This window comes from Priestia filamentosa (genome assembly GCF_900177535.1).
In the GTDB taxonomy this organism is placed as follows: domain Bacteria; phylum Bacillota; class Bacilli; order Bacillales; family Bacillaceae_H; genus Bacillus_I; species Bacillus_I filamentosa.
In genome coordinates this window covers 491,969-514,040 of sequence record NZ_FXAJ01000001.1, presented here as the reverse complement: position 1 = coordinate 514,040, position 22,072 = coordinate 491,969, and the positions used below count along the sequence as shown (strand labels likewise).

The 22,072-nt window shown below is 37.7% G+C and carries 25 protein-coding genes; 5 read left to right on the top strand and 20 right to left on the bottom strand.

The features are described 5' to 3' along the window. Nucleotides 1-95 precede the first annotated feature (95 nt). From xerD to B9N79_RS02725, 6 genes are all read right to left on the bottom strand, one after another. On the bottom strand, nt 96-989 hold the full coding sequence (xerD, locus tag B9N79_RS02750; RefSeq protein WP_085117703.1) for a site-specific tyrosine recombinase XerD: 894 nt from the start codon (nt 987-989) through the stop codon (nt 96-98). A gap of 6 nt (nt 990-995) precedes the next feature. Continuing rightward, a complete protein-coding gene (locus tag B9N79_RS02745) occupies nt 996-1,223 on the bottom strand; it encodes a YqzK family protein (protein WP_019391605.1) in 228 nt (75 codons plus the stop codon). A 135-nt stretch (nt 1,224-1,358) separates the two neighbouring features. After that, nucleotides 1,359-1,820: a ferric iron uptake transcriptional regulator gene (fur, locus tag B9N79_RS02740; protein WP_019391604.1), complete on the bottom strand. Its 462-nt coding sequence runs from the start codon at nt 1,818-1,820 to the stop codon at nt 1,359-1,361. A 107-nt stretch (nt 1,821-1,927) separates the two neighbouring features. Then, complete coding sequence (spoIIM, locus tag B9N79_RS02735; protein WP_046217827.1) at nt 1,928-2,566, bottom strand: stage II sporulation protein M; 639 nt, start codon at nt 2,564-2,566, stop codon at nt 1,928-1,930. A 74-nt stretch (nt 2,567-2,640) separates the two neighbouring features. Then, nucleotides 2,641-3,804, bottom strand: a complete 1,164-nt coding sequence (locus B9N79_RS02730; protein ID WP_040056743.1) for an endonuclease Q family protein — start codon at nt 3,802-3,804, stop codon at nt 2,641-2,643. A 1-nt stretch (nt 3,805) separates the two neighbouring features. Beyond that, nucleotides 3,806-4,357, bottom strand: coding sequence for an NUDIX hydrolase (locus tag B9N79_RS02725; protein WP_046217828.1), 552 nt, complete (start codon nt 4,355-4,357; stop codon nt 3,806-3,808). Nucleotides 4,358-4,431: 74 nt separating this feature from the next. On the opposite strand from B9N79_RS02725, the gene mciZ reads away from it, so the two are divergent. Further along, a complete protein-coding gene (gene mciZ / locus B9N79_RS02720) occupies nt 4,432-4,569 on the top strand; it encodes a Z-ring formation inhibitor MciZ (RefSeq protein WP_019391600.1) in 138 nt (45 codons plus the stop codon). A gap of 155 nt (nt 4,570-4,724) precedes the next feature. Next, nucleotides 4,725-5,645 carry an aldo/keto reductase gene (locus B9N79_RS02715; RefSeq protein WP_040056744.1) on the top strand — a complete coding sequence of 307 codons (921 nt, stop codon included), beginning with the start codon at nt 4,725-4,727 and terminating at the stop codon, nt 5,643-5,645. Between the two features lie 32 nt (nt 5,646-5,677). Here the strand turns inward: B9N79_RS02715 and B9N79_RS02710 are convergent, their stop codons facing one another. Continuing rightward, nucleotides 5,678-5,899: a YqkE family protein gene (locus B9N79_RS02710; protein WP_019391598.1), complete on the bottom strand. Its 222-nt coding sequence runs from the start codon at nt 5,897-5,899 to the stop codon at nt 5,678-5,680. A 70-nt stretch (nt 5,900-5,969) separates the two neighbouring features. Further along, the gene (locus B9N79_RS02705; RefSeq protein ID WP_019391597.1) at nt 5,970-7,157 is read right to left on the bottom strand and encodes an acetyl-CoA C-acetyltransferase; all 1,188 of its coding nucleotides are present in this window, start codon (nt 7,155-7,157) and stop codon (nt 5,970-5,972) included. 208 nt (nt 7,158-7,365) lie between these two features. On the opposite strand from B9N79_RS02705, the gene B9N79_RS02700 reads away from it, so the two are divergent. Then, a complete protein-coding gene (locus B9N79_RS02700) occupies nt 7,366-8,274 on the top strand; it encodes an alpha/beta hydrolase (protein WP_019391596.1) in 909 nt (302 codons plus the stop codon). A 24-nt stretch (nt 8,275-8,298) separates the two neighbouring features. Here B9N79_RS02700 and B9N79_RS02695 read toward each other — a convergent pair whose 3' ends face one another. Next, nucleotides 8,299-8,631 carry an iron-sulfur cluster biosynthesis family protein gene (locus B9N79_RS02695; protein WP_040056746.1) on the bottom strand — a complete coding sequence of 111 codons (333 nt, stop codon included), beginning with the start codon at nt 8,629-8,631 and terminating at the stop codon, nt 8,299-8,301. A 90-nt stretch (nt 8,632-8,721) separates the two neighbouring features. Here B9N79_RS02695 and B9N79_RS02690 point away from each other — a divergent pair, with 90 nt between their 5' ends. Further along, a complete protein-coding gene (locus B9N79_RS02690; protein ID WP_019391594.1) occupies nt 8,722-8,931 on the top strand; it encodes a YqzH family protein in 210 nt (69 codons plus the stop codon). A gap of 2 nt (nt 8,932-8,933) precedes the next feature. Here B9N79_RS02690 and B9N79_RS02685 read toward each other — a convergent pair whose 3' ends face one another. Both B9N79_RS02685 and B9N79_RS02680 read right to left on the bottom strand, forming a co-directional pair. Further along, nucleotides 8,934-9,728: an SDR family NAD(P)-dependent oxidoreductase gene (locus tag B9N79_RS02685; protein ID WP_040056747.1), complete on the bottom strand. Its 795-nt coding sequence runs from the start codon at nt 9,726-9,728 to the stop codon at nt 8,934-8,936. Further along, a complete protein-coding gene (locus B9N79_RS02680) occupies nt 9,725-10,678 on the bottom strand; it encodes an MBL fold metallo-hydrolase (protein WP_046217829.1) in 954 nt (317 codons plus the stop codon). The genes B9N79_RS02685 and B9N79_RS02680 overlap by 4 nt, the downstream gene beginning before the upstream one ends. Nucleotides 10,679-10,908: 230 nt before the next feature. Here B9N79_RS02680 and proC point away from each other — a divergent pair, with 230 nt between their 5' ends. After that, nucleotides 10,909-11,757: a pyrroline-5-carboxylate reductase gene (gene proC, locus B9N79_RS02675; protein WP_040056749.1), complete on the top strand. Its 849-nt coding sequence runs from the start codon at nt 10,909-10,911 to the stop codon at nt 11,755-11,757. A 31-nt stretch (nt 11,758-11,788) separates the two neighbouring features. Here proC and rnz read toward each other — a convergent pair whose 3' ends face one another. The 9 genes from rnz to B9N79_RS02630 all read right to left on the bottom strand — a co-directional run bounded on the left by rnz (nt 11,789) and on the right by B9N79_RS02630 (nt 22,071). Then, a complete protein-coding gene (gene rnz / locus B9N79_RS02670) occupies nt 11,789-12,718 on the bottom strand; it encodes a ribonuclease Z (RefSeq protein WP_046217830.1) in 930 nt (309 codons plus the stop codon). Between the two features lie 75 nt (nt 12,719-12,793). Further along, entirely contained in the window at nt 12,794-14,137 is a 1,344-nt protein-coding gene (locus B9N79_RS02665; RefSeq protein ID WP_162493191.1) for an aspartate aminotransferase family protein, read from the bottom strand. Nucleotides 14,138-14,215: 78 nt separating this feature from the next. Next, nucleotides 14,216-15,850, bottom strand: a complete 1,635-nt coding sequence (locus tag B9N79_RS02660) for a PucR family transcriptional regulator (RefSeq protein ID WP_048896871.1) — start codon at nt 15,848-15,850, stop codon at nt 14,216-14,218. Between the two features lie 37 nt (nt 15,851-15,887). Beyond that, complete coding sequence (locus B9N79_RS02655) at nt 15,888-16,073, bottom strand: hypothetical protein (RefSeq protein WP_019391587.1); 186 nt, start codon at nt 16,071-16,073, stop codon at nt 15,888-15,890. A 149-nt stretch (nt 16,074-16,222) separates the two neighbouring features. After that, a complete protein-coding gene (locus tag B9N79_RS02650; protein WP_019391586.1) occupies nt 16,223-16,420 on the bottom strand; it encodes a hypothetical protein in 198 nt (65 codons plus the stop codon). Between the two features lie 17 nt (nt 16,421-16,437). Further along, nucleotides 16,438-17,916, bottom strand: a complete 1,479-nt coding sequence (locus B9N79_RS02645; RefSeq protein ID WP_046217834.1) for an NCS1 family transporter — start codon at nt 17,914-17,916, stop codon at nt 16,438-16,440. A gap of 66 nt (nt 17,917-17,982) precedes the next feature. Continuing rightward, nucleotides 17,983-19,398 carry a dihydropyrimidinase gene (gene hydA / locus B9N79_RS02640; protein ID WP_040056754.1) on the bottom strand — a complete coding sequence of 472 codons (1,416 nt, stop codon included), beginning with the start codon at nt 19,396-19,398 and terminating at the stop codon, nt 17,983-17,985. Between the two features lie 13 nt (nt 19,399-19,411). Then, complete coding sequence (gene preA / locus B9N79_RS02635) at nt 19,412-20,695, bottom strand: NAD-dependent dihydropyrimidine dehydrogenase subunit PreA (protein WP_019391583.1); 1,284 nt, start codon at nt 20,693-20,695, stop codon at nt 19,412-19,414. A gap of 17 nt (nt 20,696-20,712) precedes the next feature. Further along, nucleotides 20,713-22,071, bottom strand: a complete 1,359-nt coding sequence (locus tag B9N79_RS02630) for an NAD(P)-dependent oxidoreductase (protein WP_046217835.1) — start codon at nt 22,069-22,071, stop codon at nt 20,713-20,715. Between the last annotated feature and the right edge of the window lies 1 nt (nt 22,072).

Sequence of the window (22,072 nt, the reverse complement as noted above, 5' to 3'; positions counted from 1 at the left end):
TTCTTCAGTATAACGTTTCTCTATTCAAATTGGAAGTGGTTACATTTAAGAAACTAAAAAAGGCAGAATAGTGATTATTCTGCCTTTTTTAGTTTCTATGCTCTTGGATGAAATTCATTGTATACATCTTTTAATCGTTTTTTTGTCACATGTGTATAGATCTGCGTTGTGGAGATATCAGCATGACCAAGCATTTCTTGCACTGCCCGTAAATCGGCCCCATTTTCAAGGAGATGCGTCGCAAACGAATGTCGTAATGTATGTGGGGTAAGTTCTTTTTCAATTTGAGCAGATAGAGCTAACTTTTTCAAAATTTTCCAAAAACCTTGACGTGTTAACCTGCGACCATGATGATTAAGAAAAAGAGCTTCTTCTTTTTGGTTTCTTTTTAAAAGCTTTGAACGACTTTCTTCAATATATTTTTGTAACGCCTCACTTGCCATTTTTCCCATCGGAACAATTCGTTCCTTGTCTCCTTTTCCAATACACCGGACAAACCCCATTGTCATATGAACATCTTCTACATTCAAATTCATAAGCTCTGTAACCCGAATTCCTGTTGCGTACAAAAGCTCTAACATTGCTTTTTCGCGTTTTCCAAACGGCGTAGATTCGTCAGGAGCAGTCAAAAGAGCTTCTACTTCGTCTGGTGACAGCACTTTTGGAAGAGTCCTCTCCACTTGTGGGGTTTCAATATGGACAGATGGGTCCTTGTCCATAATATGCTCACGCAACAGAAACTGATGAAAAGATCGAATAGATGCAACATGCCTTGCAATAGTTTTTGAGGATTTTCCATTCTCCATCATATATCTCATAAACGCAATAATATGCTCTCTTGTAACTTCTTCAAAAGAAGAAACAGTCTCCACTTTTTTTAAGTACTCATCATATTTTACTAAATCGCGCTTATAAGATTCAATCGTATTTGAAGCTAATCCTCGTTCTACAACCAAATAGTGAATAAAATCTTCAATTGTAAGGTTCAATACTCTCTACTCCCCGTTATGATAAAACATCACTAATCTTTCTATCCATGATTTTTCTTCTTCGTGTACCATGTTGGCTACTTTGACAGCTGATCCTTCTGGAACATCGTAGCGATGATAGTTTTGATATTCTTCATATACCCATAAAAGTGCACAGTAAAATAATACCGTAAAACTAACAAAAAGCACAAACACTTTACAAGCCTGTACTGTTACATCCCACCACGTTTTCATTGGCATCCTCCAAAAAAGATTTCTACTAAAACATATGCCAACAGGAGCAGATTTTATACCTTTTTGAAGAAGGGTGCTTGTTGTTTTATCCTAATAAAAAAACCTCTCCCACGTCGGAAAAGGCTTTTATATCGTTCAATTCGATTCTTTTTCGTGATTCTCATTATGGCAACGATGACAAATACCATGAAATGTCAAACGATGGTCTTTAATTTTAAAGTTCCAATCGCGTTCAACGATTTTTTCCACGTCTCCAAGAAGATCGTCTTGAATCTCATCTACTGCTCCACATTCAATACATACAAGATGATGATGGAAATGAGCTGCCCCTTCTTTACGAAGGTCATACCTTGATACCCCATCACCAAAGTTAATTTTGTCTACAATCTTTAATTCTGTTAAAAGTTCTAGCGTCCGATAAACCGTTGCAAGGCCAATTTCTGGAGCCTTTTCCTTGACGAGGAGATATACGTCTTCTGCACTTAAATGATCTTTTTCATTCTCAAGCAAAACTCGTACAGTCGCCTCACGCTGTGGGGTCAGTTTGTAACTTGACGAATGCAACTGCTGCTTTATCCGATCAATTCTACTTTCCATTTGCTAGTCCCTCCCTCGCCATTCATCTGTACATTATAACAGACTTTTCTCAGTAAGGAAAATAAAATGATTATCAATTAGGAAACACACATATTATTATATAATAATCATTCTAAAAAAGAAAGAGTTGTTTTCATCAAAAATGGCGATGCATAAGCTTCAAGCGTTGAAGAAATTGTTACAACGGCTAAGATGAGTAGAATAACTGTACTGTAACGCATAAAAGCCGCTACCATTGTTTCACTTCCGCTTCTTACAAATTGTTTCATTAATTTTAATGAAAAAGAAAGCGAAAGGGTTGAAACAACAATAAAAAGAGGAATGAGAAATAGATTTTGCGGGAACACGGAAACAAAAGAAAGAAGAAAGCCGTGAAAGCCCATTTGATTTACTAAGAATCCAACCGTAAATCCAATTACAATTCCTTTTAGAAAAAGTAAAACAAGGACAACAGGCAAACCGATAACTGAAATACCGAGAATCCAAATAAATCCTAGGTATTTTATGTTATGCCAAAAGCTTTGTTTTAAAATATCAGCAGAATTTGCTACTTCTCCTTTTGTAACTTGTCCAAAGAATCGATCCAAATAGTAAAACAAGTCCTCTTTTTGCCCTAAATTTAAACTATTTACAACAACAGCACCAAACACCACTCCGATAAAGAACAAAACCGTCACAAATAAATAGACAGAGCTATGTTTTTGAATATGGTAAAATAACAACTCCTGTATACGTTGCTTATTCATTACCGTGTCCTCCTATCATCTCAAACAGTCTTTACTAGACTATATGATAGAAGAAAGAGTTTCATGAATCTTTTCTACTTCTTCACACTTCCATATTTTCCTCCTCCACCAGATACAAGATCAAGCTCGCCGCTTCGGGCTTTTAAAATAAGATCAGCAAGGGCTGGCTTCACAACTTGTGAAAGTTCTTTTTCACTAGCATGATGTAAAATCCCCATCTCACTTCCGAACGCTTCTACTAATTTTTTTAGCGTTTTCGGACCAATACCTGGTAGAAACTGTAGCGGTACTTGATGTGTATACGGGGGTCTCACAGGACTTTCCAGGCTGTCAGCTAGCTCTTGCAACCTTTCATATACTCCCTTAATAAAGGAAGAATGGCCACAAAATACACAGTCTCCCTCCCCATCTTCTTCCCAGAGATGCAAACACTTTTCACAAACTGTATGATGGTATTTTCCTAAGGCAGGATTTAATCCATAGTTATGGGCAATTTTTCGACCTCCTACTTTCTTCAACGCTTTTTCAAATTCCATAAAAGTTCGATCTTTAAGGAACAACTCATTGTACTCCCTCGCAATTTTTCCGAGAGAATGAGCATCAGAGTTTGTTAAAAATGGATATTGATGCAGTTCTTTTACCATATCTGCCATACCGGTATCAGAACTCAAACCAAGTTCTACTGCATCAATTAAAGTTGGATCGAATACTTCCGTTAACGAGCGCTGAACTCCTTTGCCAAACAAGCTTTTAAACGGAGTGAAAATATGAGCTGGAATAAATAACCCTCCAAGAGTCTTAACTTTCTCTTGCACTACCTTCCCTTTTTCATAAAGTCGCTGAGTGCTTAACGTAATATTCTTCGTTCTTTCAGAAAGCCATGCTGAGAATTCGCGCATCTTTTGAACCGTTGGCATAAAAGCAAGAACGTGAATTGGTCCATGACAGTATTCATCATAAATTTCAAGCTCTGACCCAAGTAAAATAGTCAAACCACTACCATAGACTCCTCCTTCTTTATGTTCTATCATTTCCTCTCTTTCTAGCATCTCTTCTAATTCTGTAAGAACTTCTGGAACGTGACAATCGATGATTCCGATCAAATTCAGTCCTTTTTCGCTTTCTGCATGATTCAAGACATTTTGCAGCGTTAACGTAGGTGAAGCTGTAATCTTGACAGGCTGTCCTTCTCTTGTTCGCCCAAGATGAATATGTAAATCGGCATAGTACTTTTTCATTTTACTCTCCGAGTACGCTTTTCAGCTGTAGATATTGAACAGCATATGCTGTTTTAGCGTCGTATATTTCTCCTGTTCCAATAAGGGCGATTGCTTCTTCAAGCGTTAGCTCTAACACGTCTAAAAATTCATCCTCATCAAGACTTGCTTGTTCTGTTGCTTTTTTTAAATCCTCAGCAACGTAAAGATGTACAAGCTCATCTGCGAACCCTGGTGATGTATAAAAAGAAATTAGATGTGTAAGATTGTCTGTTGTATATCCTGTTTCTTCTTCGAGTTCGCGTTTTGCCGTTACATGCGGCTCTTCTCCTTTTTCAAGCTTTCCAGCTGGAATCTCTACAAGAATTTTATCCATCGCTTTTCTATATTGACGAACCATAAGCAGTTTATTTTCATCTGTAAAGGCAATAAGCGCAACTGCTCCTGGATGTTTTACAATCTCACGTGTGCTTTTCTTTCCATTAGGAAGCTTTACTTCCTCTTCTAAAAGACTAATGACTCTTCCTTCAAAAATAGTTTTAGACTGTACCGTCTCTTCTTGTAAATGTTTCAAAATGCTTCACCTCGTTCTAGTTTTTGATACTTGCTCATAAATTTTATCATATTAGAAAGAGGTGGGAAAATCAGGTGAAAGTGTATCGACTTGATCGCGGAATCGTTCTTGTCGGAAAGGCATGGGAAATTAGAGAGAAACTAAAGCAATATGAACGTGAATTTAAGCTTGTTAAAGATTGGGTAAACAGTATTCCTTCATCTAAGCTATAGATTTCTTTTTCGCTCGTTAACATACGTTAACGAGCCTTTTTATTCACCTTTCTTGCAGATATGGAAAAGATAGCGATACAATAAGGAAGAAGGTGTTTTTATCATCAAGTGAACGGATACATATATATTAAAGAGACAGAAAGGGATGGATTGAAATGGAAAAAAGAAGACTAGGACGTTCGGATTTGCATGTTAGTGTAATGGGACTTGGATGCATGTCACTTGGTCAAGATAGAGAAAAAGCAAAATCTATTATTGATGGAGCGTTAGAACAAGGTGTTAACTACCTTGATACAGCTGATTTGTATGACTTTGGGACTAATGAAGAGCTTGTTGGTGAAGCAATTAAAGGAAGACGAAAAGATCTTATTCTTGCTACAAAAGTTGGCAATAAGTTTGAAAAAGGAAAAGAAGGCTGGACATGGGACCCTTCTAAAGCACATATTAAAGAAAGTGTAAAGAAAAGCTTACAGCGTCTCCAAACAGATTATATTGATCTTTATCAACTTCATGGAGGGACAATTGAAGATCCTATTGATGAAACAATTGAAGCTTTTGAAGAACTTAAAAAAGAGGGCCTTATTCGAGAATACGGCATTTCCTCTATTCGTCCAAATGTGATTCGTGAATACGTAGAAAAATCGTCTATCGTAAGTGTAATGATGCAATACAGCATACTAGATCGTCGTCCTGAAGAAAGCATAGAAGATCTACTTGCAGAGCATAACATTAGCATTGTTGCAAGAGGCCCTCTTGCTAAAGGTCTTCTTACAAGCCGAGGTACAGACCAGCTTCAGCGCAAGTTTTATAATAAAGACTACTTGAACTATAAATACGAAGATCTTGAGAGAACTATTCTACACATAGCAAACGTCCGTCCAACTCACTCTCTTGAACAAACAGCCCTTCAATATTGCTTGCACAACAAAGCGGTTGCTTCTGTTATTGCAGGAGCAAGCTCTGTAGAACAAGTACTTTCAAATACAACAGCTGCAGGTTCACTTCCATTGAAAGATTCAGAAGTTGAAGACATCAAACGTCTAACAAAAGCAAATCAATATGAAAGTCATCGCTAATATAAAAAAGGAAGCTCTGTAGAGCTTCCTTTTTATTTAAAATCTTTCCACTTTAAGTCACTTTCATTTAAAAGCTCATCAAAGGATTTATTTTTCTCGCGTTGACGCTTTTCTTCAAGGCGACGTTCACGCTCTTCTTCCTGCCTTTTTTCTTCAGCTTTTTGAAGTGATTTCTTTTTCTCCTGCAGTTTTTTGAGCACGTCGCTTCCTAATCCATCTTTAAGATGAATATCATTTTCTCGCTGTTTTTTCAAGATGGTCCCTCCTCCTGTTTTAAAAATTATAAAACGAAGAAAGTTCTCTTGCAACTACAGCACACTACCTTTATACGCGTTCAACAACCGTTGCTACGCCTTGACCTCCGCCAATACATAACGTTGCTAAACCTAGGTTTGCTTCACGCTTTGTCATTTCATGAATAAGGGACACTAGAATACGTGCACCGCTTGCTCCAATTGGATGGCCAAGTGAAATAGCCCCTCCATTTACGTTTAGCTTTTCTTTATTAAAAGAAAGCTCACGATCAACAGCAATTGACTGTGCCGCAAATGCTTCATTTGCTTCAATTAAATCAAATTGATCAAGATCAAGTTCTGCTTTCTTTAGAACCTTTTGGACAGATGCAACAGGGCCAATACCCATAATACTTGGATCTACGCCTGCACTTGCATTCGCTTTAATGCGAACAAGTGGCTGAAGACCAAGCTCATCTGCTTTCTCGCGACTCATTACAACAAGAGCTGCAGCTCCATCATTAATTCCTGACGCATTACCCGCTGTAACTGATCCATCTTTTTTGAAAGCTGGTCTTAATTTGCCAAGACCTTCCGCAGTTGTTCCTTTACGAGGAAACTCGTCTTCTGCAAATACGATAGGATCTCCTTTGCGCTGTGGAATTTCAACAGGCACAATTTCGTCTTTGAAACGACCTGAAGTAATAGCTTTTTCAGCTTTTTGCTGGCTGCTTGCTGCAAATTCATCTTGCTCTTGTCTAGAGATTTCATACTTTTCGCACAAATTCTCAGCTGTAACACCCATATGATAATCGTTGAAAGCGCACCATAAACCGTCTGCGATCATGCTATCAACAACTTTTTGATCTCCCATTTTGAATCCATTACGTGCATTTTTTAATAAATATGGAGCTTGACTCATATTTTCCATTCCACCTGCAACAACGATTTCTGCATCCCCTGCAAAAATAGCCTGCGTTGCTAAGTGAACTGCTTTCAAACCTGAGCCACAAACTTTGTTAATGGTAAGTGCTGCCACTTCTTGTGGAAGTCCTGCCTTTAGCGCAGCTTGACGTGCTGGGTTTTGCCCTAAGCCAGCCTGTAGCACGTTCCCCATGATAACTTCGTCTACATCTTCTGCTTTGACCCCTGCTTTTTGTAACGCTTCTTTAATCACAATACTCCCCAAAGTTGGAGCGGATACATTTTGTAAGCTCCCCCCGAAAGCACCAATTGCTGTTCTTACTGCGCTTACAATAACCACTTCTTGTTGGACCATTACTAAACAACTCCTTATGTATTCTGTATAATGCTGCACAAACAAAATATTCTACATACTTCTCCTAAACCCTTCAAAATTTTTAAATTTTTTTTACTTTTTTGTTATTCTTTGTTTTTTTACTAATTTACTGCTGATAAAAAGCGGAAAACGACTCTTTTTACTTTATGTTAAAATGGACTATATTCTAGTTAAAGGAGTTTCTCTTATGAAAAAAAGATGGATTGGTGCAGCTCTCGCACTTGCTTCCGCGGCAGGCGCTAGCGCATTTTTTACAAATAAAGTGATGTACATAAAAAAGAAAACGGAAGAACAGATTCTTGAAAGTGAACAACGCTCAACTCATTTTTCTCGCGAAGAATATGAAGAGGCAGAGAAAGAACATTTTTCAGTTCCTTCTTCATTCGGATATGACATATACGGAACAATTATTGCTCCACATCCTGAAAACAAGTTTATGATTTTTTGTCATGGCGTAACGGTGAATTCATTAACTTCATTCAAGTATATGAAGCTTTTTCTAAATGAAGGCTGGAACGTTATTTCTTATGATCATCGAAGACATGGAAAATCGGGAGGAAAAACAACAAGTTACGGTTTCTATGAAAAACATGATTTAAAAACCGTAGTTGAGATGGTAAAAGCTAAATTTGGAGAACATATTAGACTTGGTGTACATGGGGAATCAATGGGAGCCGTTACAACACTTTTATATGCATCTATGAAAGAAAGTAGAGCTGATTTCTATATTGCTGACTGTCCGTTCTCAGACTTTAAACAGCAGCTTGTACATCGGCTAAAAGAAGAGTTTAAGCTTCCTCCATTTCCAATTATTCCACTTGCCAACTTTGTTCTAAGATGGCGAGATGGCTATCGCTTAACAGATATTTCACCGCTTAACGAGATTGAAAAAATAAAGGAACCTGTTCTATTTATTCATAGCGCAGAAGACACCTACATTCTGCCTCAAATGACGAAGGAGCTTTATCGAAAAAAACAAGGGGAAAAGATGCTATTTATTGCTCCACACGGAACTCATGCTCGTTCCCTTGTAGATAACTATGAACACTATGAGGAAACAATACGCTCTTTCTTAACTAAGTTTCAGCTTCAGTAAAAAAACACCTTCAAAAGGTGTTTTTTAGTTTATTGTTTTATCAATTAAGCTCATACGTGCATTTAAAATTTGACCAGGACTTTTCAATGAAAAACAATGAGCAGATTCGACATAATCAATTTTTAATTCATCATCTAAAAAAACGTTTTTAGATGGTTCAACATATACTGGCCATGCGTTTGTTTCAATTTTTTCATCTGACTCAGACAGCTCTTTAACAAACCAAAGCACCGTAACACCGCACATTACGCATCCTGTATCTTCTGTATCGTATTTTAATTTTAGATTTTTCTCTCCAGCGTTTGGATAAAGCTTTTCGATTTCCTTTGCTGCACGTTCCGAAAATGTAATATTCATTTCCATTTCCCCTCTCTTTTAAACATAGTATACTATATAGTACACTTTACCCTAATTTTAAGACTCCTATCAGGAAGGTAAGATTTCTCTATGAATAGAAACTTTATAATAAAACTCATTCACTCAACACTTGCTCAATATGATTACATGGAAACGGAGCGCAATATCTCTCCTGAAGATCTTAATACGCTAATTGATAAGTGTGAAAGAGAGCATTTAAAAGACTTAACACAGCCTTTATATGAAGTTGTTCATGATGCTGTATATAACTATCTAACAGCAGATGGTGAACCTTGGTAGAGCTATTTTTGTTTAAAAGCATTTCCACCAAGTTTCTCGACAAGGCGTGGGAAAACTTGATAAAATGTGCTTCCAACATTCATCCATCGGGGCAAATTAATTTCCCGCTTTTTTGTAAAAAGAGCTGAAACAGTTTTGCTTGCTACTTCTTTCGGATCAAGCATAAATCGTTCTACGTTTTTCTGGTATTGTCCTGATTCATCTGCAACATCAAAGAAATTTGTTTTGATTGGACCAGGATTGACAGTCGTTACAAAGATTCCTTCATCTTCTACTTCCATCCGTAAGCTGTTTGTAAAACCAAGGACAGCATGTTTTGTTGCGGCATATCCGCTCGATTTTGGCGTTGCAATTTTAGCAGCTTGCGAAGCAATATTAACAATATGGCCATGCTGACGTTCAATCATCTGAGGAAGAACTGCTTTTGTGCAAGCAATAAGACCGAGTACGTTCACTTCAAACATGCCTTCAAAGTTTTCTATACTTCCTTCAACAGCATATTCAAACTTCCCATATCCCGCATTATTAATAAGGACATCAATTGGTCCATGATGTTCAATAATGCTAGCAAACGTTTCTTTAATTGCCGAACGATCACTAACATCAAGCACAAGATAAGGTGCTTTAATTCCAAAATCATTATCTATTTTTTCACTTATCCTTGCTAGACTCTCTTTACTACGTGCAAGAAGGATGGGTGTTCCTCCTCTTTTTGCTACCTCGTATGCCATTTGTTCTCCGATACCACCAGAAGCTCCTGTAATAATAACAGAGCTACTTTTTAACGCGTCTTTCATACCTTTACCTCACTTTTCTTAAAAAACCATTTTCCTTGCTTTTCTACCTTTTGGATATACCCTACTTCTTCTAAATAATGAAGCTGTGCAAGCGTCATCGATAGCGTAAGAGCAAGCTGTTTCTCATATGCATGTGGAAATAGATGCTGACAAATCTCAAACCCTGTTTTTCCTTCTTCAAGAAACGGAAGCAGAGATTCTGCTTTTTTTCTTTGCTTTATGATTCTTTCTCTTGTGAGTTCGCTCACATTTTCAATCACTTTTCCATGTCCTGGATAAATTTTTTGTACCTTTAAAGACAATAATCTTTGTAAAGAATTATTGTACTCAAGCTGAGGTTTCTCATGTTCTCCTACAAAAAATGGAGGTTCAATGAGTGGGTTTGAAACGATTTTATCTAGTAAAACATCACCTGCAATGAGCTCTTCTTTTTCTTCATGATATAGAGCAATATGATTTCCTGCATGCCCTGGCATATGAAGAACTTTCCATCCTTTCAACAAGGGAGGAGAGGCTCCTTCTAATAATGTACCAGCTAGTTTCGCTTCTGCTCCATATTTAAACTGCCCTTCAAACCGAGGGATTTGAGACTTATAAGAGTGTGGAACAGAAAGCTGTAAAAAGAGTTTTTCAAAGTAAGAATTGTACGTTTTTGCAGTACTTTTCTTATATGTAAGCCATGGCTCAATATGAGGATGACCATAAACAGGAACTGAAGGGAGATAGTGAAGCAAGCCAACATGATCTGGATGATGATGAGTTAAAATGACTTGGTCAATATCTTCAACTGTCAAATGAAGAGATGCAAGCTGGTTTTTGAAAGCAATCCACGCTTTTTCTGTCTTCACTCCCGCATCAATAAGAGTTATACTGTCGTTTACAATCACATATAAATGAACATCACCAATTTGGTATGGAGTAGGAACTGTAATTTGATAAATATTTTCCATCGTATCTTACTCTCCTTATTTTTCATTACATCTATTGTACACATTTGCAGACTTGAGGTCACTTTTTGCTCCTTTTTCTTTTCAAGCCTTATTGACAATATCAATTGCTTCAGTAGATAATGTCAAAAAAGACTTTCAAAACGGTATAGGTAAATGAATAGGGATACCTAAGAGGTCTTTCTGTCCTTTTGTGATAGAAAGGCCTTTTTTATGAAAAAGGAGGCTTACCTATGAGCAAAATTGTTTTTATTGGAGCTGGCTCTATGGCAGAAGCAATGATTTCAGGGTTGATTGAAAAAAAGATGTATAGTGGAAAAGAGATCATTGTGACAAATCGCTCAAATGATGAACGACTTCAAGAAATTTCTCGGCTTTACGGAGTTACAACAAGTCGGGATTATACGAAAATATTAAAAAAGGCAAGTGTTGTTGTTTTAGCTTTTAAACCAAAAGATGTTGTGGAAAGTCTTTCACTATTAAAAGAAGATCTTTCTTCTGACCATCTTGTTATTTCTGTCATTGCAGGTGTTAGTACAGATTCAATTACAAATTTACTTGGATTTGAAGGACCTGTTATAAGAGCAATGCCGAACACCTCTGCTTCAATTGGACAATCAGCTACAGCTATTACAAGTGGAAATTGGACAAATGACAAGCATGAAAGATTAGCATGTGCTCTTTTTGAAGCGATTGGAAAAGTCATTACAGTAGATGAAGAAGCCATGCATCTTGTTACTGGCCTCTCTGGAAGCGGTCCTGCTTATTTTTATTATATGATTGAAGCAATGCAGGATGCTGCCGTTCAAGAAGGAATGACGGAAGAAACAGCAAGAGAACTTATTTTCCAAACTTTTGTTGGTGCTGCTGGCATGGTGAAAGCTTCAAATAAAACTCCTCATCAGCTACGAAAAGACATTACGAGTCCAAATGGAACAACAGAAGCAGGCATTAAAATGCTTCAACAAGAGCAGTTTAAAGAAAGCATCTCTTCTTGTATTAAAATAGCTAAAAACCGTTCAGAAGAAATGGGAAAAGACATTGAAGAACGCCTTGCAGCGTCCATTTCTTCTAGGCATTAAAAAAGGAAAAGAGATATTCTCTTTTCCTTTTTTAACGTCCTTCATTGTCTATCATAAACTGTGAGAAATCAAATGCCATTTCCGTATTCTCAAAAGTCTTCTTCGCTTCTTCTAATAAGACGAGAGCTTCTTCCTTATGATATCTAGAGCTTATATGAGTTAAAATTAGCTTTTTCACTTCCGCTTTTTTCGCTGTCTCTGCTGCTCCAAACGATGTTGAATGATAGTACTCGTGAGCAATTCTATCATCTTCCTCTGAAAATGTTGCTTCATGAACAAGTACATCAGCACCTTTAGCAAGTTCAAGAGCATTTGTACACGGACGTGTATCCCCTAAAATTGTGACAATTCGTCCTTTTTTTGAAGGACCAATATAATCTGCGCTTTTTAAGACACGTCCGTCTTCAAGTACAACTTCTTCCTTCTCTTTAATGTCACGGTAAACAGGACCTGGCTTAATTCCTAACTCTCTTAGCTTTTCAACTAGAAGCGTTCCTTTTGTATCTTTTTCTATTATACGATATCCATAAGAAGAAACACCATGCTCTAACAAGCGTGCTTCAACGACAAATTGCTCATCTTCAAAAACAATGCCATCCTCTACTTCACCAAAATGAATGGGATAGCGTAAATGTGTTTCACTAACTCGCAACGAGATATCTACAAATTCTTTAATACCTTTTGGTCCGTATATTGTAAGAGGTGTTTCTCCTCCCTGAAACGAACGACTTCCTAAAAAGCCTGGCAAACCAAATATATGATCTCCATGAAGATGCGTAATAAAAATCTTCTCAATTCTTCTCGGTCGAATAGAGGTATGTAGTACTTGATGCTGCGTTGCTTCTCCACAGTCAAACAGCCATGTTACGCCTCGCTCACCTAATAAATTTAATGCAAGCGACGTCACATTACGATGTTTAGCAGGAACTCCTGCTCCTGTGCCAAGAAATAATAAATCCACAATCTTTTCTCCTTTCATACGAACAAAAAGCCTGTATTCTATTATACAGGCTTCGTTCCTATATTTGAAAGTTCTTTAAAGAGAATGAATTGCTTCTGTAACGGTTTCAGCAAGAATGATTATTTCATCGTCTGAAATACAAAGTGGAGGAGATAGTGTTAATACATTATTAAATCCGGCTACTGTTGCTCCATTCTTTCCAATGATAATTCCTTTATCTTTACAGAAAGAGATCACTTTATTCACTTTTTCAACGTCTAGCGGTTTTTTAGTTCCTTTATCTTCTACAAGCTCGATTCCGATTAAAAGCCCTTTTCCTCGCACATCTCCAACATAGCGATGATCCTTGACTTTATTCTGTAAAAGATGTAAAAGCTCTTTTCCTTTTATTTTGGAACGAGAAAATAAATGTTCATTTTCCATGATTTCGATGTTTTTCAATGCAAGAGCACAAGCTGCAGGACTTCCTCCAAATGTATTGACATGCCTAAAGTAATCGTACTCCTCGCTTCCTGCAAACGCTTCATAAATATCGCGACGAACAGCCGTTGCAGATAAAGGAAGGTAGCCACTTGTAATTCCTTTTGCCATTGTAATAATATCAGGCTTCACTCCATAATTCATAAAACCAAATGGTTCACCTGTTCTGCCAAATCCACAAATTACTTCATCTACGATAAGAAGAGCACCGTGACGCTCACATATATTTTTAACTCCTTGCAAGTACTCTTTTGGAGGCATCAAAATTCCTCCACCTGTAATAATGGGTTCCATAATTACGCCTGCAATTGTTTCACTTAGCTCCCATGTCATCGTATTATCAATAGCCTGTACACTTTGCAATTCGTTCGCTTTTGTATCTTCTTTATCTTCACCACGATAAAGGTCTGGAGGCGGGACATGGATGAATCCTCCAGAAAGAGGTTCATATTTAAATTTGCGCTGCGCTTGACCTGTTGCAGCTAAAGCAGCTCCTGTATTGCCATGATATGCTCGATATCTTGATACAAATTTATATCGATTTCCCTCTCCTTTTTGTTGGTGATATTGTCTAGCAATTTTAAAAGCCGTTTCATTTGCTTCAGAACCGCTGTTTGAGAAAAAGACAACATACTCGCCACCAAGCATATCGCTAATTTTTTCAGCGAGCTTTACACTTGGTTCATGACTTTGTGTAAGTGGAAAATAGGCAAGCTTTTTAAGCTGTTCATATGCTGCTTCTGCAAGTTCTTCTCGTCCATATCCAACATTCACACACCAAAGACCTGCCATTGCATCAAGCATACGACAGCCACTTTCATCTGTCACCCAAACTCCTTTTGCTTCTTTTGCAATAATTGTATTTTCAGGATTATAAGGCTTCATTCCGTGCCAAAGATGTTTTTCATCTTTTCCTAAGATACTTTCTGTTTTCTCCATTATCATCCACATCCTTCTTGAAAGAACCTCAATTTGTTGTATACTATCTCCTCTTTTACATTAGACAAATGATCCTTGTTACCCTTCAATTTCTGAACATTGGGGAAATTTTTCTTCTTTCTTTTTTATAAAGATTTGCTCATATGCTAAAATCATAAATTCTAGAGCCATTCGCTTTCTTGGTTCCATAAAATCTTCGCCAAGAAGCTGTTCAAGTTTGGCTAACCGATGATAGAGAGTTTGTCTCACTACAAAGAGATGCTCGGCAGTTTCTTTTTTTGAACCACTGCACGCTAAGTACGTTTTTAGGGTGTCGAAAAGCTTGCCATTATAGGTCTTGTCGTACTGTAAAATAGGATTCAAATATTCAAAAATCACTTCATGAAGAGCTCTTTGATCGGAAATCAGAGAAAGAATGCGATAGATATGCAAGTCATCGTGAAAAAAAAGAGTTTCAGATGAAGAAACTTGCTCACTGCAAATATCAGCCGTAATCTGGGCTGTTTTATAACTTTTCTCCATCTCATCTAATCGGTCAACGAAAGAACCTACACTAATAAAAGAAAAAAGCTTGGCATGTTTTTCGTATGCTTCGCTTTTTTTAAAACGCTCCAATGATTGAGTAAATCGATCTCTCCACGTTTGTTTTTGGCGCTTGTTAACAAACACAAATAAGATGTTCTGGCGATATTCTGTTATACAAAGTAGAAAACCACATTGTTCAAATAGAGTGGTAAGAAGTAATTTTGCGTACGAAAAACTCGCTCCTTCCCACATTACTCCTTCTTGCTTACGGCAAAGAAAAACACCTCCGCCTTCATAGTTATGCAGACCGTCTATTTTTCCGAGCTTGTGAAAGATATTTGGAAGGGACACTTCTCCTCTAATCCATTCTCGCAGCCATTCATTTTCACACCGTTTCTTTTTCTCTTCTATATAAAGATTGCGCAGGAAATGCTGGGAAATCGCAAGTGCTGTTCTATCAAGGGCAAGCATATTTTCTTCAGTAAACCTTCTGTTTTTAACCACAACATACAGCTCGCCGTATTCTTTTCCTAATACTTGAATCTTTTTGCTTATTTTTTTGCTTTCTGTATAAGTGTCATCAATTATACTTTTATGTATGATGCTCCACTGCTTTGAGTTGTTTTGTTGGAAAGGTGGGAAAATGTGAGTTGTGCTCTCCTTAAGGCGCAGAACAACCGTTTCTTGAAGGTATTGATGAAAATGAGACAATAAGTCTGAAAGATCATGTGTTGCTAAAAGAAGTTCTTGAAGCTCTCTCGAATATGTTTCTAAACGAGCAAGAATTTCATAGTGGGCGTTAATCATAAACGTATGAACATCTTGCGTGATTTCAACAAACGGAACTTCTTGATGAAATAAAATAAGAGGAAATTTGTGTTTGTTTGCTAGATTAATAATAGAAGAGGGAATACTTTTTGTATAGGATCCAATTTCAATACATAAACCGGCAACATTACGGGTGATTAACTGTTGCAATAGAGAAGAAAAAGCTTCTTCATTTTCCTTCCATCCTACTCCCGTCGATAAAATGAGCTCCTCTCCTTTTAGAAGATGCTCAACTTTAGGCACCTCTACAATGTGGATCCATTTTATTCGACGTTCTAATCCTTCCTTTCCTGCAACGACTTCACAATGCTCAAAGTTTTTACGCTTTAAAAGCTCGCTAACGGTCAATGTTGCTTGCAAGAAATCACCGCCTTATGTTTTTCCTTATCTTAACATGCTATCCTAAATAGTGAGACATACTTTGTAACACTTCTTTACGTCGTTTTGCATGTTTTACAATTTGCTCTATCTCTCTTTTATAAAAGCGGACGTGCGCCAAACTGTGTGCGTTTACAACTTCTAGTTTAAGTTTTTCAATAACTTTCTTTTCTTCACCTGTTAACCAATTATTCTCGTTTGACATCGTTTGTCCTCCTTTTAATAAATCTTTTTTCATTACCCTTATCGTATCTCTTTTATGCTAGTTAAAGGAACTTGTTAATAAAATGTAACTTAAAAGTTACCTCTCGTTAAAATAACGAAAAAAAAAGAGAGGACCCCTCCTCTCTTTTGCTACTTCATAATGTATCTCATAAAATACTTTCTAGCATCTGCTGTTAAGATATGAAGGTTTTCTTCTGCTTTCTCACTATGCTTAAATGTTAAAAAAGCACCGCTTAAATTTTCTAAAACATGAGTAATCTTGTAGCCATCTTGGATTAAACGATCAATATCTTTTTGTTCTTTTTTATAGAGTGTGTACTCTGACATTTCATCCCTCCTTTTGATTACGTCTCTACTTTGGAAGTTGAAAGCGGTAGCGATATTCCCTCCTCTTCCTCTAAAGGAATGTCCCAATCTCTTCCTACTGTAATTCCTAAATATTTTTCATCGCTAGGATCTTCAATTTCTTTTTGAGGATATTTCACAAACCACCAAAACTTCCCTAACACATAATACAAAAGGGCACCAACAAAAAAACCAACAAGAAAAGAATACGTAGAAAAGAAAGTTGCTACTCCTCCTCCAATTGCCCAAGAGATAAAGCCAGCTCCATTAAATCCATAATAATATTTATATTGCCCTTGCAGTTCATACAGTTCTTTTACATTTACACGTCGTTTGCGAAGTAAGTAGTAATCTGAAAATAAGATCCCTACAATTGCTGAAAGAATCCCCCCTACAATGAGAAGAACAGTATTCAACATTTCAAACAAGCTCCAAGGTTGTGAAAAACACCCGATAATACCTGCTAAAAAAACACCCATCCAAAACGGCATTTTAGGACCGCCAACATTAGAAAATATAGTTGCAGCGGGAACTAAATTTGCCGCAATATTTGTTGACCATTGCGCAACTACAATCATCAAAAGAAGCACACCTAATACAAAACCGCTAGCTGATTGTTGTAAGGCAACAACAGGATCATAGTTTTGGACAGCGATATAAGAAACAGCTCCTATGATGACCATGAACGTCTGTGTTAATGGGAGGGCAACCATACTTCCAATTAAAGAAGACTTATTGCGTTTGAGCCAGCTTCGTTCGTACTTTGGTGCTTTAATATAACGAGAAATAGAAGGAATATCTGTCGCAAGCGTAGCCCAAAACCCCATATTTCCCATAATCACAATCATAAAAGCAGTGAAGGCTGCAACTCCTGTTGTAGGATTTTCAATCCACGTCCAAACGTCTCTCCCTTCTTCAGCAGCGCTTTCTGATAATGTTGTATACATCCATGCAGAGATAAGAATAATAACAGGTGCTGCAAGATCGGTAAATCGCTCTACAGCTTTAATACCAAGTGCTGTATTAAGGAGTTGAAGAAGTGCAAAAAGAAGAAAACAAAGAAACCAGTTATCAAACTCTATTAGTACATTTAAGATACTGTTCATAGCTGTTGCCCCAAAGTAAGTGTTGATGCCGAACCAACACGAAGCAGCAACACCCCTTATAACAGAAGGAATATGAGTGCCTATTGTACCAAAAGGAGCTCTCATATAGACCGGAAAAGACAGACCATGTTCAATACCGATATCTCCAATAATCGTAATAAACAAGCCAATTAAAAGAGAGCCAATCACAGTCGCAAGTACAACAAGCCCAAGTGGTAAACCCTGCACTCCTGAGCCGCCAATGGCAAAAGCAGCAAGTACAACAGCCATGCTGATCCACATAAATACGAAGCCTAGTGTACCAATCTTCCGTGTGCTATGCGCAACAGGCAGTAAGTCCTTTGATTTCAAATAATTTTCTTTTCTTTTCATTTGAAGCACCCCTTCTTCCTTTTCACTCTATTATTCTTATTCATACAATAAGGGGCGAAACAGTTTTTATAGATGAAGTGAAGCTGTCGCAGTAAGAAGACTTTCTTTATATTTTGCTCTCTTTATATAAGTACCATGACCTTTCTTACCAACTAACTTTTTGTCTCTGATAACAAATTCTCCTTTGCTTAATACAGAAACAGGCTCTCCTGTAACTTCCATTCCCTCAAATGGATTATAATCTACGTTCATATGATGAGTTGACGCAGAAATCGTTCGCTTTATTTTTGGATCAAACAAAACTAAATCAGCATCTCCTCCAACAACAATGCTTCCCTTTTTAGGATATAATCCAAAAAGCTTAGCTGCTCTTGTTGATACAAGATCAACAAATTGTCCAAGTGATATTCTCCCTTTTGCTACTCCTTCTGAGTATAAAATACTAAAACGGTCTTCAATAATTGGCCCTCCGTTTGGAATCTTCGTAAAATTACCGAGACCTAAGTCTTTTTGACCTTTAAAATCAAAAGAACATTGATCAGAGCCAATCGTTTGCAGCTCACCATTTTGAAGAGCTTTCCATAAATAGTCTAAATTTTTCTTTTCGCGTAAAGGCGGAGACCAAACGTATTTTGCTCCTTCAAAGTTCTCCTTTTCTAAATAAGATTGATCAAGAACTAAATACTGAGGACACGTTTCTCCCCATATATCGACTCCTCGGCGACGCGCCTCTGCAATCTTAGTGACTGCCTCTTGACAAGTAACGTGAACAACATAAAGCTGAGAGTTCGCCATCTCTGTTAAAATAGCTGCCCTTCCTGTTGCTTCTCCTTCTAGCTCAGGTGGCCTTGTAAGCGCATGATAAATAGGATCTGTTTTCCCTTCTTTAAGCGCTTTTTCTGTTAAATATTCAATAACATCTCCATTCTCAGCATGCACCATTACAAGTGCACCTAGTTTCTCCGCTTCTTTTAATGTTTGAAAAAGTGTTGCATCATCCGCTTGAAAAACATTTTTATAAGCCATAAATACTTTAAAAGAGGAAATTCCTTCCTCACTGATTACTGATGGAAGCTCATTTAATACAGTGCTATTTATCTCACCGATCATTAAGTGAAACCCATAATCTATAAACGCTTTCCCACTTGATTTATCATGCCATTCGTTAATGGCTTTTTGGAGCGGTTCTCCTTTTTCGGTAAGGCAAAAATCAATAACGGTCGTAGTGCCTCCAAAAGCTGCAGCAATTGTTCCTGTTTCAAAATCGTCTTTACTAACCGTTCCCCCAAAAGGCATTTCAAGATGTGTATGAGGATCAATTCCACCTGGAAATACATAAAGCCCTTTTGCATCAATTATTTCTGCATGATCTTCATCAAATCCATTACCAATTCCTATAATACGCTCTCCTTCAATACAAATATCTCCTTCAAACGTATCTGAAGACGTTACAACACGACCGTTTTTAATAATTTTCTTCATGTTTTATCCTCCTTTATTCCGCTGCTTTCATCATTGAAACGAGCGTTCCTGAAAGCGCCGCCTGCCTCTCATTCCACGTCATTGGTTTGTCACTTGGAATTTCTATCATAGAAATGGCTCCATCAACAGGGCATACGATAGAACATAAATTACAGCCAACACAGTCTTCTTCTCGCACTTGTAAATATTCTTTTCCGTTTTCACTCTTTAAGATATCAATACACTGATGTGACGTATCTTCGCAGGAAATATGGCATTTGTTGCAGTTAATACATGTTTCATTGTTAATTCTCGCTACAACTTTATGATTTAGATCAAGATCTCCCCAATCCCTATATTTGCTAACAGCTCCACCTACTAAATCGGTTATAGCATTCAGACCTCGATCATCAAGGTAATTGTTAAGCCCGTCTATCATATCTTCTACAATGCTGAATCCGTGGTGCATAGCAGCTGTACATACTTGAACAGCTGACGCTCCCATGAGCATAAATTCAACAGCATCTTGCCAGCTAGATATTCCACCCATTCCTGAAATCGGTACATTTATATAAGAATTTCTCGCACATTCAGCGACCATATTTAAAGCAATTGGTTTTACAGCTGGACCACAGTATCCTCCATGTGCTCCTTTCCCATTCACATGTGGAATCGTATTCCAACTATGAATATCTACTCCTGCAAGACTATTGATTGTATTAATCATACTAACGGCATCAGCACCACCTTCAACAGCGGATTTTGCTGTTACTGTAATGTCCGTAATGTTTGGAGTTAGCTTTACAATTAAAGGCGTTGTTGCAACTTCTTTTGCCCAATATGTTTGTTTCTCAACAAGTTCTGGTACTTGCCCTGATGCAGCCCCCATTCCTCGTTCAGCCATACCGTGTGGACAGCCAAAATTGAGTTCGAGTCCATCTACACCAACAGCTTCGACTTTTTTTACAATCTCGTGCCATTTTTCTCTTTTTGGTTCCACCATAAGAGAAGCGATAATAGCATTGTTTGGGAATTTCTTTTTTGTGTCCTCAATTTCTTTTAAATTCACCTCAAGCGGTCGATCTGTAATAAGTTCAATGTTATTGAAACCTGCGACACGCTGACCGTTGAAGCTAATTGCAGCAAACCGAGAAGAAACATTTAAAATAGGTTCTCCGAGCGTTTTCCAGACAGCTCCTCCCCATCCTGCTTCAAATGCACGCTGCACTTGGTAGCCAGAGTTTGTTGGAGGTGCTGATGCGAGCCAAAAAGGATTTGGAGACTGTATTCCAGCAAGATTTGCACGTAAGTCTGCCATTCTTTTCTCTCCCTTCCCTATGCTAAATTTTCCTTTCTCTCTGTAACACTCTTATGAATCTCATAAGCTACGTTTTTTCCTTGCTCTGCAGCCGTGACCACCATTGCATCTCCATAACCTTTTCCAAATACGATATCACCACACGCATATATGCCTTCTTTTGATGTTCTCATTGTCCTTTCCTCTACTTTTACAACACCGCCTTCATGTTTAAGGCCGAACTGCTCAATTAATGAGGTATGTCGTGTTTGCCCAATTGCTTTAATTACAACATCCACAGGCATATCAAATGTACTTCCTTCTATTTCAACAGGCTTGCTTCGTCCATCTTTTTCACGCTCTGTAAGCTTCATTTTGACACATCTTAATGCTTTTACACGTCCTTGCTCATCTCCAATAATCTCCTTTGGAGCCGTTAAAAATCGAAACTCGACTCCATCTTGTTTAGCAAATTCGTACTCAAAATCATAGGCCGTCATTTCTTTTACTGTTCTTCTATACACAATCTTCACGTTTTCAGCACAGAGTCGAACTGAGCACGTTGCAGCATCAATTGCCGTATTTCCTGCTCCAATAACAGCTACCTTCTTACCTTGAAATGCTCCTGTTAGTTCTTTTGTTTTCGTATCTTTTACAAACTCGATTGCATCATAAACACCCTCAAGCTGCTCTCCTTCTACATGTAAATGAGGAACAGACCCCATACCAGCTGCTAAAATAACAAAATCATAGCTTGATAGAATATCTTCAACGCTTATATCTTCTCCAACTGTTGTCTCTGTTCTTATTTCTACACCGAGTCTTTCTACTTGAGAAACTTCCCAAAATGAAATTTTTTGCGGCAAGCGAAAAGACACAATACCATAAGTATTTAATCCTCCCGCTCTCTCACTTTTTTCGAACATTGTGATGCTATATCCAAAGCGTGCGAGTTCACGTGCTGCTGAGAGACCAGCAGGACCGCTTCCAATTACGGCTACTTTCAAACCATTATTTTCTCCTTTTTGAAAAAGAAGAGCATCGTTGTGAATTGCCCAATCTGTTGCATAGCGCTGCAAGCTTCCGATTGGAATTGGGGCACTATCACTGTTTAATACACAAGCTCCTTCACAAAGTTCTTCTGTTGGACAAACTCTCGCACAGCTTGCTCCAATGGGATTTGCTTCCATAATGACGCGAGCTGAGCCTTTTATATTTCCAGAAGCAATTTTCTTAATAAAACTTGGGATGTTAATACTTGTGGGACATGCTTTAATACAAGGGGCGTCATAGCAGTATAAACATCGGTGTGCTTCATTAAGTGCCTTCTTTGTTCCTAACCCTTTATCAACCTCTTCAAAATTTCCCTTCAGCTGCTCAATGAGATTTTTCTCCATT